Origin of the sequence: Pantoea sp. CTOTU50773, from assembly GCF_032082325.1 — a bacterium.
Classification (GTDB): Bacteria; Pseudomonadota; Gammaproteobacteria; order Enterobacterales; family Enterobacteriaceae; genus Pantoea; species Pantoea communis.
In genome coordinates this window covers 37,819-52,436 of record NZ_DAMDQC010000011.1, presented here as the reverse complement: position 1 = coordinate 52,436, position 14,618 = coordinate 37,819, and the positions used below count along the sequence as shown (strand labels likewise).

The following is a 14,618-nucleotide window of genomic DNA, read 5'->3' as shown; positions in this document are numbered from 1 at the left end:
ACTGGTTCCAGCCGTAGATAAAGGTGATCACGAACAGCGCCGCGAGGTTGGTTTTGGACAGTGGCAAAACGATGTCCCAGAAGAAGCGCATCGGGCTGGCGCCATCAATGCGCGCCGCTTCAATCAGCTCATCCGGCAACGACATAAAGAACTGGCGGAACAGGAAGGTCGCAGTTGCTGAAGCCATGAGCGGCAGGGTTAAGCCACTGTAGCTGTCGAGCATGTGCAGGTTTGAAATCACTTCTACCGTCGGAAAGATACGCACTTCCACCGGCAGCATCAGGGTGATGAAGATCAGCCAGAAGAACAGCGAGCGCAACGGGAAACGGAACCACACCAGTGCAAACGCGGAGAGCATCGACACCGCGATTTTACCCACCGTGATGCCGAGTGCCATGATCAGGCTGTTGAGCATCATCATGCCAAAGGCCGGACCGCTGCCGTTGACGCCCTGGGTCCAGATGCGCGAAATGTTGTCCCACAGATGTGTGCCGGGCACTAAGGTCATCGGCACCTGATACACCGCTTCGTTATCCAGCGTGGCGGCGACTATCGCCACGTACAGTGGGAACAGAATGGTCAGGACACCGAGCACCAGCAGGGTATGGCTGAAGATGTCCAGCCCGCGTCGATTCTCAATCATTGGTATTGCACCTTACGCTCGCTAAAGCGGAATTGCAGGATCGTCAGGCCAATCACCAGCAGCATCAGCACCACGGATTGCGCGGCAGAGGACGAGAGATCCAGACCGGTAAAGCCTTCGCGATAAATTTTGTAGATCAGCGTGGTAGTGGCCTGCACCGGACCGCCGCCGGTCGCGGCATCGATCACCGGGAAGGTGTCGAAGAAGGCATACACCAGGTTGACCACCAGCAGGAAGAAACTCACCGGGGTGATCAGCGGCAGTGACAGATTGAAGAAGCGACGCACCGGTCCAGCACCGTCTATCGCCGCCGCTTCCACCAGCGATTTGGGGATCGACTGCAGTGCGGCAAAGAAGAACAGGAAGTTGTAGCTCATCTGCTGCCAGATGGATGCCAGCACGATCAGGAACATCGCCTGACCGCTGTTTTGCGCGTAGTTCCAGTTATAGCCAATCTGGTTCAGCAGATGGCTGAACAGGCCGAGGCCAGGGTTGAACAGGAACATCCACAGCACGGCAGCGACCACCGGTGCAACGGCGTAAGGCAGCAGCAATAGCGTTTGGTACAGTTTTTTCAGACGCATCACGTAGTCGACCAGAGCCGCCAGCAGCAGCGAGAAGGTCATGCCGCACACCGTAACCAGTGCGCTGAATTCGATGGTGGTCCAGAAAGAGTCGAGGTAATAGCTGTCGCTGAACAGGCGTTTGAAGTTATCCAGCCCGACGAAGGTGCTGGAAATACCAAAGGGATCGATGCTTTGCAGCGAATACCACAGCGCTTCACCGGCCGGCCACAGGAAGAAAATAGCGGTAATCACCAGTTGTGGTGCCACCAGCAAATAGGGCAAAAAACGGGAGCGAAAAACAGGGCGTGATGAGGACATAGCAGACTCGCCAAAAGAGAAATCGGGGCTGACGCCATGCGCCAGCCCCGAGACAACGGAATTACTTCACTTGCTGTTCAAAACGACGCAGCAGTTCGTTTCCGCGCTTCACAGCGTTATCTAGTGCAGCTTGTGGCGCCTGTTTGCCCGTCCACACGCCTTCCAGCTCTTCGTCCACAATGGTACGAATCTGTGGCATGTTGCCCAGACGCATGCCTTTGGTGAACGGCAGTGGATCTTTGTTCAGCATCTGACGTGTGGCGATGTCTGCGCCTGGGTTCTTGTCATAGAAGCCCTGTTGCTTGGTCAGCTCATATGCAGCAGTGGTGATTGGCAGGTAACCGGTCTTCTGGTGCCATTCTGCGGCGATTTCTGGCTGAGCCAGGAACTTCATGAACTCGGCTACGCCCTTGTAGGTGTCGGCATCTTTGCCTTTCATCACCCACAGGCTTGCGCCGCCGATGATGGCGTTCTGCGGTGCGTTAGGCACAGTTGAGTCGTAAGGCATCATGCCAACGCCGAAGTTGAATTTCGCGTAATGCTTGATATCCGCCAGTGAACCGGATGAGGCCGTGGTGATGCCGCAGTCGCCGTTATAGAACTTCGCGGTGGATTCATCTTTACGACCGAAGTAGGTGAAATCACCCTTCTTGTTCATGTCTTCCAGCATCTGGATGTGGCGCACCTGAACCGGCTTGTTGAATTCCAATACCGCATCGGTACCGTCAAAGCCGTTGTTTTTGGTGGCAACCGGCAGTGCATGCCAGGCGCTGAAGTTTTCGATTTGAATCCAACCCTGCCAGCCGCTGGCGTAACCACAAGTCATGCCCGCTTTACGCAGTGCGTCGGCGTCTTTTGCCAGTTCCTGCCAGGTTTTAGGCGGCTGGTCTGGGTTCAGACCGGCTTTCTTGAAGGCATCTTTGTTGTAGTACAGCACTGGGGTTGAGCTGTTGAACGGCTGAGAGATCAGCTGGCCATTGCTGTCGCTGTAATAACCTGCAACCGCTGGCACGAACTGTTTTGGATCCATCTGCACGCCCGCGTCTTTAAACACGTCATGCACAGGCACGATAGCTTTTGAAGCCATCATGGTCGCCGTACCCACTTCGTAAACCTGCAGAATCGCCGGTGCTTTACCGGTACGCACAGCAGCGATACCCGCTGCCAGGCTCTGCTCGTAGTTACCTTTGTAAGTCGGTACGATTTTGTATTCTGGGTGAGCCTGGTTAAAACGTTGTGCCAGAGAATCGACTTCTTTGCCTAACTCGCCTTCCATTGAGTGCCAGAAAGGAATGTCAGTGGCAGCCAGCGCGTTACCACTGAGCGCCAGACCAAGCAAAACACTCATCAGGCGGGGACGAAGCGTAAAAGCGGACATAAGTTTTTTCCTGTGCTGTTAGGTACGCGCGATATCACGCATTTTTTTGTTCGCGAAGTAACATGACACGGGGAAATGACGGATTAATAACAGGTTTATGACGGGAATGTGACGGAGATTGCGCGTATTAGAAAGTTTAAAGTGGCACAAGTTATCTCAAACTTGAGCCACTGTTTAGACCGCCAGCGTTGCAGTCAGACCGCACCTTCTATCAGACCGTCGGCGGCGCAGCCAGATTGCGGGCGGACAGCGCGCAGCCACCGGAACGTACACGTAGTACGTGAGGATAGCGAGCACTGCCCAACCGCAAGCTGGCAAGTAAGCCAGGTCAGGCACCGAGGTAAGCGCTGCGTACCGCTTCGTTGGACAGCAACGCTTCACCACTGTCTTCCAGCACCACATGACCGTTCTCCAGCACGTAGCCGCGATCGGCGAGCTTCAGCGCCTGGTTGGCGTTTTGCTCCACCAGGAAAATGGTCATGCCCTCTTTACGCAACTGTTCAATCGTATCGAAAATCTGCTGAATAATAATCGGTGCTAAACCTAAAGAAGGTTCGTCGAGTAACAGCAAACGCGGCTGACTCATTAGCGCACGACCGATCGCCAGCATCTGCTGTTCACCACCGGACATGGTGCCCGCGCGCTGCACTTTACGTTCAGCCAGACGCGGGAACAGCTGATAAACCCGCTCAATGCGCTCCTGATACTGCTGGCGCGTGGCAAAGAAACCGCCCATCGCCAGGTTCTCTTCCACCGTCATCCGGGAAAACACGCGGCGGCCTTCCGGCACAATCGCAATCGCTTCACGCATGATTTTGGCGGTTTGCCAGTCAGTGATCTCTTTGCCGTCGAAGATAATAGTGCCACTGGTGGCACGCGGTTCACCGCACAGGGTGCCGAGCAACGTGGTTTTACCTGCGCCGTTAGCCCCAATCAGGGTGACAATTTCACCCTGACTGATGTGCAGGTTGATGTTGTGCAGTGCCTGAATCGGGCCGTAATGGGCACTCACCCCTTGCAACGTTAAAATTGGGTTTGCCATATTACGCCTCACCTAAATAAGCACGGATCACATCCGGATTGTTACGCACTTCTTCCGGCGTACCGTTAGCCAGCGGTGTGCCCTGGTTCACCACATAAATGCGGTCAGAAATGCCCATCACCAGCTTCATATCGTGTTCGATTAACAGTACCGAGACCTTATGCTCACCGCGCAGTTCGGCAATCAGTTCGTCCAGTTCGTGGGTTTCGCGTGGGTTAAGTCCTGCGGCAGGCTCATCCAGCATCAGGATTTCCGGACGCGTCACCATGCAGCGCGCAATCTCCAGACGACGCTGCTGGCCGTAAGCGAGGTTGCCCGCCTGGCGATTGGCCAGCTCCAGCAGGCCGATGCGATCCAGCCAGGTGGCAGCACGATCCAGCGCTTCACTCTCCCCGCGACGGAACGCCGGGGTTTTGAACAGGCCGGAGAACACGCCACTTTTCAGATGCTGATGCTGCGCGACCAGCAGGTTTTCAATCACCGTCATCTCACGGAACAGTCGCACGTGCTGGAAAGTACGCACGATGCCCATACGCGCAATCTTCTGGCCTGGCTGGCCCTGCAACTCCTGATCGCGCAGTTTGATGGTACCGCCGGTCGGCTTGTAAAAACCGGTCAGGCAGTTGAACACCGTGGTTTTACCGGCACCGTTCGGCCCGATCAGTGACACGATTTCCTGGGGATGCAGTTCCAGCGCCACATTGTTGACGGCCAACAGCCCGCCAAAGCGCATCATCAAGCCTTCAACGGCTAACAAAGGCTGACTCATGCCTGCTCTCCTTGTTTACTGCTTTTCAACTTCAGGTGTGGACGTTTCATCGGCAACAATCCTTGCGGACGCCAAATCATCATCAGCACCATCAAACCACCCAACACCAGCATGCTGTACTCGTTCAGATCACGCATCAATTCGCGCGACACCACCAGCAGCACGGCCGCGAGGATCACCGCAAACTGCGAACCCATGCCGCCCAGTACCACAATCGCCAGCACAAAGGCTGATTCGACGAAGGTGAAGGATTCCGGGCTAACAAAACCCTGACGTGCGGCAAACAGCGTGCCAGCAAAACCGGCGAACACGGCGCTGATGGTGAAAGCGGTCAGCTTGATGCGTGTTGGGCTGAGTCCCAATGAACGACAGGCGATCTCATCTTCACGCAGCGCTTCCCACGCGCGACCCAATGGCATACGCAGCAAACGGTTAATCACGAACAAGGTCAGCACCACCAGCAGCAGCGCCACCAGATAGAGGAAGATTACACGGTGGTTAGGATCGTACTGCAGGCCCGTTAGCTCATGGAAAGTAGTCCAGCCGCCTTCACTGACGCGACGCCCAAACTCAATGCCAAACAGGCTCGGTTTAGGGATCTGCGCAATACCGTTTGGACCACCAGTGATCGAAGTGCTGTTGAGCAGCAGAATACGCACGATTTCACCGAAGCCGAGCGTCACAATCGCCAGATAGTCACCGCGCAGGCGCAGTACCGGGAAGCCGAGCATCAGGCCAAACGCACCTGCGACAATCCCCGCCAGCGGCAGGCTTTCCCAGAAACCAAAACCGTAATAGTGATTGAGCAGCGCGAAGGTGTAAGCGCCGATGGCATAGAAACCACCGTAGCCCAGCACCAGCAAACCAGACAGGCCGACCACCACGTTGAGGCCGAGACCGAGCATCACGTAGATCAGCGTTAATGTGGCGATATCGACACTGCCGCGCGACACCAGAAACGGCCACAGCACCGCAGCAGCAATCAACAGCGCCATCACCAGCTTTTGCTTTGGCGTCGAACCATCGAAGCCCGGCAGCACAAAGCCTTTACCGCTGCGTTTGAACTTTCCATGGAACACCGGGCGCAGCAGCTGGAAGACAAAAACCACCGCACAGCCGATGAAAATCCAGTTCCAGCGCGCCGCGCCAGCGTTAGCCACCACCAGTTTGGTGCCATCAAGATCAAGACGGACGCCCATAAAGAAGGTGGCGAGAATCAGTAACATCACCGTTGAAATCACGGCGTTGACCAGACCGAGGCGTTTCATACTTTCTCTACCTCCGGACGGCCCAGAATGCCGGTAGGCATCACCAGCAGCACTACAATCAGCAGTGCGAATGACACCACATCTTTGTATTCAGTCGACAGATACGCCGAGGTCAGCGCTTCAGCGATACCGAGCACCAGACCACCAATCATCGCGCCCGGAATACTGCCGATGCCGCCCAGTACCGCAGCGGTAAACGCCTTCATCCCGGCCATAAAGCCGATGAACGGGTTAATAGAGCCGTAGAACTGGCCGAGCAGCACGCCCGCCACCGCCGCCATCGCCGCACCAATAATGAAGGTCAGTGAGATCACGCGGTCAGTGTTAATCCCCAGCAGACTGGCCATTTTCAGGTCTTCCGCACAGGCGCGGCAGGCGCGGCCCATACGTGAATAACGAATAAACAGCGTCAGAGCCAGCATCGACAGGAAGGTCACGACCCAAATCACCAGCTGCATGGTGGAGAGCGTGGCAGCAAAGCCGTTGCTCTCGCCCAGCGTCCACTGGCCGGTAATCAGGCTTGGCAACGCCAGATCGCGCGAACCTTGCGTCAGACTGACGTAGTTCTGCAGGAAGATCGACATCCCGATAGCCGAGATGAGGGCGATCAAACGCTTAGAGGAGCGCACGGGTTTGTACGCCACGCGCTCAATGCTCCAGCCGTAAGCGCTGGAGATGATCACCGCCATCACAAAACCGGCGGCGATCATCAGCCACGTGGTATCGATGCCCATCATCATCAGGGCGGCAATCACAATAAAGGAGACATAGCTGCCGATCATATACACCTCGCCATGGGCGAAGTTGATCATGCCGATGATGCCGTAAACCATGGTGTAACCAATGGCGATCAGCGCGTAAGTGCTCCCGAGGGTGACCCCGTTGAACATCTGCTGAATGAAATAGAGAAACTGCTCGGACATAGTGAGGACCTGCATGTGGACTAAAAATCCCCTCTCCCTTTTGGCAGAGGGTTAGGGTGAGGGAACAGGCGCGCGGGATCCCATCAAGACGGTACGCGCTGTCCCTCCCCCAGCCCTCTCCGGCAAAAGAGAGGGCCAAACTATTTAAGGTTGGGAATTACTTAACAGCGGTAGAGGAACCGTCTTTGTGCCATTTGAAGACACCAAATTCGAAGCCCTTCAGGTCGCCTTTCTGATCCCAGTTCAGGTTGCCCATCACCGTTGGAACCGCTGCGCCCTCTTTCAGGTTTTTAGCAATGGCATCTGGCTCAGCGCTCTTGCTACGTTCAATACCGGCCACCAGCGACTGAATGGCCGCATAGGTGGTCCAGACGAACGGACCGGTTGGATCTTTACGGTTAGACGCGGTATTGGCTTTGATGGCTTCAACAATCGCCTTGTTCTCTGGCAACTGGTCATAACGTTTCGGCAAGGTGACGTACAGGCCTTCAGATGCATCACCGGCGATGTTAGACAGTGAGGCGTTGCCTACACCTTCTGGACCCATGAAGCCAGCAGTCAGACCGGCTGCTTTTGCCTGACGCAGAATCTGGCCCAGCTCTGGGTAGTAGCCACCGTAGTAAACGAAATCGACGTTTTCTTTCTTCAGACGCGCAATCAGCGTAGAGAAATCTTTATCGCCCGCGGTGATACCTTCGAACAGCACCACATTGCCGCCTTTGGCTTTCAGGGTTTTCTGCACCGATTCGGCCAGTCCCTGACCGTACTGCTGCTTGTCATGCACCACAGCGATACGTTTTGGTTTGATCTCATTGAGAATGTAAGTTGCAGCGGTTGGACCCTGATCGGAATCCAGACCGGTAGTACGCAGCACATCCGCATAGCCACGCGCGGTCAGCTCTGGTGCGGTTGCCGCTGGGGTGATCATCAGAATGCCTTCATCGTTATAGATGTCGGAAGCAGGCTGAGTAGAAGAGGAGCACAGGTGGCCGATCACATACTTGATGCCGTCGTTAACCACTTTGTTGGCCACTGCAACCGCTTGTTTCGGGTCACAGGCGTCGTCATATTCCACGCCAACCAGTTTGTCACCGTTCACGCCACCTTTGGCGTTGATGTCCTTAATGGCTTGCGCTGCACCGGTGAACTGCATATCACCGTATTGTGCAACCGGACCAGTTGCTGCGCCAACGATGGCAATCTTGATATCTTTCGCCAGTGCCGCGTGGCTCAGCGCCAGCGCAACGCAACCCGCCAGTAATGCGCGTCCTTTACTCATTTTCATGCGAACTTCCCCATCTGTTGTGTCGTGTGTCGTTGTGTTTGGTTTATTTTCTGCCAGTCAAAGAGGAAAACTGATTCAAGAATAATGAGTTAGCGCTCTTTTCTGGCATTTATTGGTAATAAGGCTTTATTTTTCAGGTTATTAAACAGGAACTTTCTTCTGTAAATCAACTGACATATTCAGTATTAGTCGCGTTGCACAGCAGAATCATCTGGTTTTTATGGCCGGTTTTTAGCCAAAATGCCAGCGCGTTATGCTGGCTTTTTCAGCTAACATTGATGGCTTCCTCCACAATCCTGGCAAAGTGGCTGGCATTTGACCTATTTTCATCGCAAAAAAGTGACAGCACGCTGACTGTCTAAATTCGCTACACTATGGCCTTTCTGGCAGTACAGGTAAGGGTAATGAAGCTCACTATTCAGCGAATCACCGCACTCACGCCGCAGGATCGGTTGGATTTAGCTAAAGTCTGGTCGCAGATCGATATTTCGCAACTTGAGGCTGCATTAAGCGAGACGCAGCGCTTGTATGCGGCAAGGTTTAACGATCGTCTGTTGGGCGGGTTGCAGCTGGAGATTTGTGGCACGCAGGGGAAGATTTCACACCTCACCGTGCGCGAAGTGACGCGCCGCCGTGGAGTCGGGCAATATTTGCTGGAAGAGACTATCGCGCAGAATAGCGCGCTGGCAGATTGGTGGGTAGCCGATGACGGCGACGACGATCAGAGTGTGCGCGCGGCCTTTATGCAGGCCTGTGGTTTTCGCGCGCAGGCCGATGGCTGGGTGCGCTAATTATTGCGGACACGTAACGGCGCGATTTATCGCGCTGTCCTGAAGCGCCAGGGTTGGTGACTGATGCGCAATACATTGCGCGGCTACGGACTGCGGGCAAATAAAAAGGGCGACTATAAAGTCGCCCCGTTTTTCACCCGATGGTTATCAGGCTTCAATCGCCATACGCAGTTTCTTCATGGCGTTCTTTTCCAGCTGACGCACACGCTCTGCAGAGACGCCATATTTGTCGGCCAACTCCTGCAAAGTGGTTTTATTCTCATCATCCAGCCAACGGGCGCGGATGATGTGCTGGCTGCGCTCATCAAGGCTCAGCATGGCATCGCTCAGCTTATCAGCAGCGTGCGCATCCCAGTTATCCTCTTCAATGCCGTCGGCAAAGTCTGAGGTTTTATCCTGCAGATAGAGTACCGGTGCCATCGGCTTACCTTCGCCAGCTTCGTCATCCGAAGACATGTCGAAAGTCATATCCTGCGCGGCCATACGAGATTCCATCTCGAGGACATCTTTGCTGCTCACGCCCAACTCGCGCGCAACCATCTCCACTTCATCCTGATTAAACCAACCAAGACGCTGTTTGCTTTTACGCAGATTAAAGAACAGCTTGCGCTGGGCTTTCGTGGTCGCGACTTTCACAATACGCCAGTTACGCAGCACGTATTCGTGAATCTCTGCTTTGATCCAGTGCACGGCAAATGACACCAGACGCACGCCAACTTCAGGGTTGAAGCGACGCACCGCCTTCATCAGGCCGATGTTACCTTCCTGAATCAGGTCCGCCTGTGGCAGGCCGTAACCGGAGTAGTTACGAGCAATATGAACAACAAAGCGCAGGTGAGACAGGATCAGCGTCTTAGCTGCATCCAGATCGCCCTGGTAATGCAGTTTCTCCGCTAATGCCTTCTCCTCTTCTGCCGTTAATACCGGCCAGTTGTTGGCAGCCCGGACATAAGATTCCAGGTTACCCAGAGGCGCAATCGCTAAAGTTTGCATTTCTTTGGTCATTCAAACCCTCACAAATTCAATGGACTTGCTGCGCGGTATTTTGCGCAGACGTTACATTATGTCAACGTCGCGAAAAAACCAAAAGCAATCTGTGCTACTTGGACGACAAAGTTATCCACAAGTTCAATATTAGCAGTGAATATTTTACACACAGATGACGGCGGGGAAAATAGGAAGATTCCTCTGCTCCCAGATCGTCGGCAGCAGAGGAAGAGTATATCAAAAAACGTTGCTGTTGGTTACTGCGGCGTAAATCGGCGTAAATGTTGTACAGTGGCTAACCATGCGGCAACCCAGCCAATAATGGCGGCGATGAGCAGCAGTAGCAGCCCTTCGTCCCAGGAAAAACCTTCAAGAACAAAGGTGGTGCCAAACACCGTCGCCACCTGCGCTACGACTGATTGCAGACGCAGTACCAGCACTTCGGACAGCAGCAGTGAAAGCACTGCACCACTGAAACCTAACAGCGCGCCGCCATACAGGAACGGACGCAAGATAAAGCCGTCGGTGGCACCAATCAGCTTTTGCACGTTAATGGTATCGCGACGGGCAAAGATGCTCAGGCGCACGCTGTTACCAATCACCAGGAACACCGCCACCACCATCAGCAGACCAATCATCGAAGCAATTTGCCCTACCAGCCCGGTTAACGCCGCTAAACGGGCAAACCAGCTGTCATCCATGCGCACTTCATCCACACCCTGCACTTTCGACACGCGGTCGCGCAGGTTAGCCATAGTGTCTGAATTCTGGAAATTCAGTTTCGGCGTGATGATGGCCACGGCAGGCAGCGGGTTTTGCTCCAGCATGTCCATTGAACCGCCGAAACCAGACCAGTTGCGGAACTCATTCAGCGCTTCTTCACGGGTCAGATAGTTAACGTTATCCACGCCATCTAACTTTTTCAGCTCAGCAGCGACATTCTCAGCCGCCGTATCATCCAGCGCTTTATCCAGATACACCGTCAACTGCGGTGCCGGATACCACTGCGTCGCCGCCTGGCTGACGTTTTTCCACACCATATAGCAGACGCTCGGCAGCGTCAGCGAGATAGCAATCACCATCACGGTCAGCAGCGTGGCCAGCGGCTGACGCCACATATCCGAGAGCGTACCGCGCAGCGCATAGCGCCACTGCTCCTGCCAGCCGCCTTTCAGCGCCTTACTTTTTGAAGGCGCCTTCGCCGCCTTCGGCGCCGCTGGGCGCTTATTGCGTTTATTGACCATCATGGCCTCCGTGCAGGCGTCCCTGATTCAGCGTCATCAAGCGGTAATTGCGGCGGGCAATCAGCCCGGTGTCGTGCGTCGCCATTAAGACGGTCACACCAACACGATTGAACTCTTCAAACAGGCGCAGAATGTCTTCTGACAGGGCATCATCCAGATTACCGGTGGGTTCGTCCGCCAGCAGCACCGCAGGTTTGTTCACCACCGCGCGGGCAATACCCACACGTTGCTGTTCACCACCAGAAAGCTGGATCGGATAACTCTTCGCTTTGTCGAGCAAGCCGACTTTATCCAGCGCTGCCGATACACGGCGACGAATATCTTCACCACTGGCGCCGGAAATGATCAGTGGAATCGCCACGTTGTCATAGACCGAACGATCCATCAGCAAGTGGTGATCCTGGAAAATCATCCCGATCTGACGTCGCAGGAAAGGCACTTCGCTGCGACGCAGACGTGAAATATCGTGGCCGCTAAACCAGATTTGCCCGGCGCTCGGGCGCTCAATGCCACAAATCAGCTTCAGCAAGGTACTTTTCCCTGCACCGGAGTGGCCGGTCAGGAATGCCATTTCGCCGGGGCGAAGATGGAAATCCACTCCCTGCAGCGCCTGACGTCCTCCCAGGTATGCTTTACTGACCTCTTCAAAGCGAATCATCCCAATCATTCCTCTCGGGCAAACAGTGCCTCAATAAAGTCTGCGGCCTTAAACGGCCGTAAATCCTCGATGCCTTCCCCGACACCGATATAACGAATCGGAATACCAAACTGATCGGCAACCGAGAAGATCACACCACCTTTGGCGGTGCCGTCCAGCTTGGTCAGCGTGATCCCGGTCAGTCCTACCGCTTCATGGAACAGTTTGGCCTGGCTAACGGCGTTTTGCCCGGTGCTGGCATCGAGGGTTAACATCACTTCATGTGGTGCATCCTCATCCAGCTTTTTCATCACGCGGGTGATTTTTTTCAGCTCTTCCATCAGATGGGCTTTGTTCTGCAGGCGACCAGCGGTATCTGCAATGAGTACATCGACGTTGCGTGACTTCGCGGCCTGAATGGCGTCGAAGATAACGGAAGCCGAGTCAGCACCCGTATGCTGAGCCACCACAGGAATGTTGTTACGCTGACCCCAGACCTGAAGCTGTTCCACTGCTGCTGCACGGAAGGTATCACCCGCCGCCAACATCACTGATTTTCCCTGAGCCTGATATTGACGCGCCAGCTTACCGATAGTGGTGGTTTTACCCACGCCGTTGACGCCTACCATCAGGATAACAAACGGCGTTTTGCCGCCCACATCCAGTGGCTGATCAACCTTTTCCAGAATGCCGGCCATTTCACTTTTCAGCAGGCCGTAAAGTGCTTCAGCATCACGCAACTGCTTGCGGTTAGCCTGCTGCGTCAGATTGGTGATGATGCGGCGCGTGGTCTCTACACCCACATCAGCAATCAGCAACTGCTCTTCCAGCTCTTCAAACAGGTCATCATCGATTTTTTTGCCGCGGAACAGGCTAACAAAACCGGAACCGAGGTTTTCTCGGGTTTTGACCAGGCTGCGCTTGAGGCGAGCAAAGAAGCCCTCTTTGGTCGGACGATCCTGCTCCTGCGTGATCAGCGGCGCTGCGGCCAGCGGTAAATCGCTGACAGTATCCTGCGCTTCGGCTTCAGCGTCTTCCGCATAGGTTTCGGCCAACGCCAAGGCTTCAAGTTCTTCGTCGCTTAACGCGTCGTCTTCCGATTCAACGGCTGCTTCTTCGATTTCCGGCTCATGCTGCGCAACGAGTGGCTCAACAGCCGCTTCCTCGATCTCTGGCTCATGCTGCCCAACCACTGGCTCAACGACCGCTTCTTCGATCTCTGGCTCATGCTGCGCAATCACTGGCTCAACGACCGCTTCTTCGATTTCCGGCTCGTACTGCGCAACTACTGGCGCAACGGACGCTTCTTCGATCTCCGGCTCGTGCTGCGCAGCAGGCGCTTCAACAATCAGTTCTTCTGCCTGAGGCTCTTCTTCGACAGGTGCTACGTCCGGATGGATTTCCTCCTCCGGTAGCACTTCCTCTTCAATTGCCGTGATCGGCTTGGACACCACCGCTTCCGGCTGTGCCCGTTGTTCTTCGGCTACGTGCTCAGTGACGGCAACCGTCTCTTCCGCCTGCGCTTCGGCGCTTGCTAACGCGCTCTCTTCAGCGATCGGCTGTTGCGCCGCTTCGGCCGGTTGCTGCTCTTCCGCAGGCTGCTGCTTCTCTTCTTCTTTGCCAAAGCCTAGCCAGGAAAAAAAGCCACGTTTTTTCTCTTTTGCCATTGTGTAACCACACTCCTCGATGGCTTATTCCCGGTAGCACGCTGTTCCCAGGGGATAAAAAATTCAATTTTTTGTTCGTGAGCGGCGTAAAAATCAGGCAATTACGCGCCCCATATCAACTCAGTAGTCTAACACTTTCCAGCCAGCGCACCACAGCACCCTTTTTTACGTTTCTTCTGCCTGCCACGCCCGTTAAACTACGCAACAAATTATGACGAGTTGTGAGCAAAATGAGTAAATCCCCCCGCAGCAGCGGCGCTGCTGGCCAGATTCGTATCATTGGCGGACAGTGGCGCGGCCGCAAATTACCGGTGCCGGATAGCGCAGGCCTGCGCCCGACAACCGATCGCGTGCGTGAAACCCTGTTTAACTGGTTAGCGCCGGATATTCAGGAAGCGCGTTGTCTCGATTGCTTCGCCGGTAGCGGTGCGCTCGGCCTGGAAGCACTGTCACGCTATGCGGCGTCTGCTACGCTGCTTGAGATGGAACGTTCCGTTGCCCAGCAGCTGTCGCAGAATCTGCAAACCCTGCGTGCGACGCAAGGCAACGTCGTGCAGACCAATACGCTACAGTGGTTGAGCCAACCCGGAGAGCCGTTCGATGTGGTGTTTGTTGATCCACCATTCCGTAAAGGATTACTGCTGGAGACGCTGACGCTGCTGGAAAACAACGGCTGGCTGGCGGAGAACGCACTGATTTACGTCGAAAGCGAAGTGGAGCACGGCACGCCTGTGGCGCCCGCTAACTGGGACTTGTACCGCGAAAAAATTGCCGGTCAGGTGGCATATCGCCTTTATCAACGCCAACAGGAGACGCACGATGTGGCTTAATCTGGGACGATTACTGATGATTTGCGTCTGGGCATTTCTGCTGCTCAATCTGGTGCATCCTTTCCCGACACCGCTGCGCTACTTTGTGCATGTGGCGCTGTTCTTCATGGTGATCATGCACGGCTTGCAGCTGGTTCTGCTGCGCGCGACTCAGCCGAAAGAGGCGCCAAAACTCAGTGGCGTCACGCAAGCGAAGATTTTCTTTTTTGGTGTGTTTGAACTGCTGGCGTGGCAGAAAAAGCATTACCCGAAGATGTAACGATACGGGCC

General features: G+C 54.9%; 15 protein-coding genes. 3 read left to right on the top strand and 12 right to left on the bottom strand.

The features are described from left to right. The 8 genes from ugpE to RT340_RS03275 form a co-directional block, all read right to left on the bottom strand. The coding region (gene ugpE / locus RT340_RS03310; RefSeq protein ID WP_313374071.1) for a sn-glycerol-3-phosphate ABC transporter permease UgpE at positions 1 to 643 on the bottom strand (643 nt) is incomplete at its 3' end. Continuing rightward, a complete protein-coding gene (gene ugpA, locus RT340_RS03305) occupies positions 640 to 1,527 on the bottom strand; it encodes a sn-glycerol-3-phosphate ABC transporter permease UgpA (protein WP_313374069.1) in 888 nt (295 codons plus the stop codon). The genes ugpE and ugpA, both read right to left, overlap by 4 nt. Before the next feature lie 61 nt (positions 1,528 to 1,588). Continuing rightward, the gene (gene ugpB, locus RT340_RS03300; protein ID WP_034827028.1) at positions 1,589 to 2,905 is read right to left on the bottom strand and encodes a sn-glycerol-3-phosphate ABC transporter substrate-binding protein UgpB; all 1,317 of its coding nucleotides are present in this window, start codon (positions 2,903 to 2,905) and stop codon (positions 1,589 to 1,591) included. Between the two features lie 328 nt (positions 2,906 to 3,233). After that, a complete protein-coding gene (livF, locus tag RT340_RS03295) occupies positions 3,234 to 3,947 on the bottom strand; it encodes a high-affinity branched-chain amino acid ABC transporter ATP-binding protein LivF (protein ID WP_034827030.1) in 714 nt (237 codons plus the stop codon). Between the two features lies 1 nt (position 3,948). Continuing rightward, complete coding sequence (livG, locus tag RT340_RS03290; RefSeq protein ID WP_034827032.1) at positions 3,949 to 4,716, bottom strand: high-affinity branched-chain amino acid ABC transporter ATP-binding protein LivG; 768 nt, start codon at positions 4,714 to 4,716, stop codon at positions 3,949 to 3,951. Beyond that, positions 4,713 to 5,984 carry a high-affinity branched-chain amino acid ABC transporter permease LivM gene (locus RT340_RS03285; RefSeq protein WP_313374066.1) on the bottom strand — a complete coding sequence of 424 codons (1,272 nt, stop codon included), beginning with the start codon at positions 5,982 to 5,984 and terminating at the stop codon, positions 4,713 to 4,715. The genes livG and RT340_RS03285 overlap by 4 nt, the downstream gene beginning before the upstream one ends. Beyond that, on the bottom strand, positions 5,981 to 6,907 hold the full coding sequence (livH, locus tag RT340_RS03280) for a high-affinity branched-chain amino acid ABC transporter permease LivH (protein WP_034827036.1): 927 nt from the start codon (positions 6,905 to 6,907) through the stop codon (positions 5,981 to 5,983). The genes RT340_RS03285 and livH overlap by 4 nt, the downstream gene beginning before the upstream one ends. 157 nt (positions 6,908 to 7,064) lie before the next feature. Beyond that, positions 7,065 to 8,192 carry a branched-chain amino acid ABC transporter substrate-binding protein gene (locus tag RT340_RS03275; RefSeq protein ID WP_045815772.1) on the bottom strand — a complete coding sequence of 376 codons (1,128 nt, stop codon included), beginning with the start codon at positions 8,190 to 8,192 and terminating at the stop codon, positions 7,065 to 7,067. Between the two features lie 404 nt (positions 8,193 to 8,596). Between RT340_RS03275 and panM the strand changes: the two genes are divergently transcribed. Continuing rightward, on the top strand, positions 8,597 to 8,983 hold the full coding sequence (panM, locus tag RT340_RS03270; RefSeq protein WP_097118923.1) for an aspartate 1-decarboxylase autocleavage activator PanM: 387 nt from the start codon (positions 8,597 to 8,599) through the stop codon (positions 8,981 to 8,983). A gap of 147 nt (positions 8,984 to 9,130) precedes the next feature. On the opposite strand, the gene rpoH is transcribed toward panM, so the two are convergent. From rpoH to ftsY, 4 genes are all read right to left on the bottom strand, one after another. Beyond that, positions 9,131 to 9,988: an RNA polymerase sigma factor RpoH gene (gene rpoH, locus RT340_RS03265; protein ID WP_034827057.1), complete on the bottom strand. Its 858-nt coding sequence runs from the start codon at positions 9,986 to 9,988 to the stop codon at positions 9,131 to 9,133. A 239-nt stretch (positions 9,989 to 10,227) separates the two neighbouring features. Next, positions 10,228 to 11,214: a permease-like cell division protein FtsX gene (gene ftsX / locus RT340_RS03260; protein WP_058960044.1), complete on the bottom strand. Its 987-nt coding sequence runs from the start codon at positions 11,212 to 11,214 to the stop codon at positions 10,228 to 10,230. After that, positions 11,204 to 11,872, bottom strand: coding sequence for a cell division ATP-binding protein FtsE (gene ftsE / locus RT340_RS03255; protein ID WP_034827061.1), 669 nt, complete (start codon positions 11,870 to 11,872; stop codon positions 11,204 to 11,206). The genes ftsX and ftsE overlap by 11 nt, the downstream gene beginning before the upstream one ends. Before the next feature lie 5 nt (positions 11,873 to 11,877). Further along, complete coding sequence (gene ftsY, locus RT340_RS03250) at positions 11,878 to 13,518, bottom strand: signal recognition particle-docking protein FtsY (protein ID WP_313374058.1); 1,641 nt, start codon at positions 13,516 to 13,518, stop codon at positions 11,878 to 11,880. Between the two features lie 230 nt (positions 13,519 to 13,748). Between ftsY and rsmD the strand changes: the two genes are divergently transcribed. Together rsmD and RT340_RS03240 are read left to right on the top strand one after the other, a co-directional pair. Further along, entirely contained in the window at positions 13,749 to 14,348 is a 600-nt protein-coding gene (gene rsmD, locus RT340_RS03245; protein WP_058960042.1) for a 16S rRNA (guanine(966)-N(2))-methyltransferase, read from the top strand. Beyond that, the gene (locus tag RT340_RS03240; protein WP_034827067.1) at positions 14,338 to 14,607 is read left to right on the top strand and encodes a DUF1145 family protein; all 270 of its coding nucleotides are present in this window, start codon (positions 14,338 to 14,340) and stop codon (positions 14,605 to 14,607) included. Before rsmD ends, RT340_RS03240 begins: the two co-directional genes overlap by 11 nt. Positions 14,608 to 14,618: the final 11 nt, after the last annotated feature.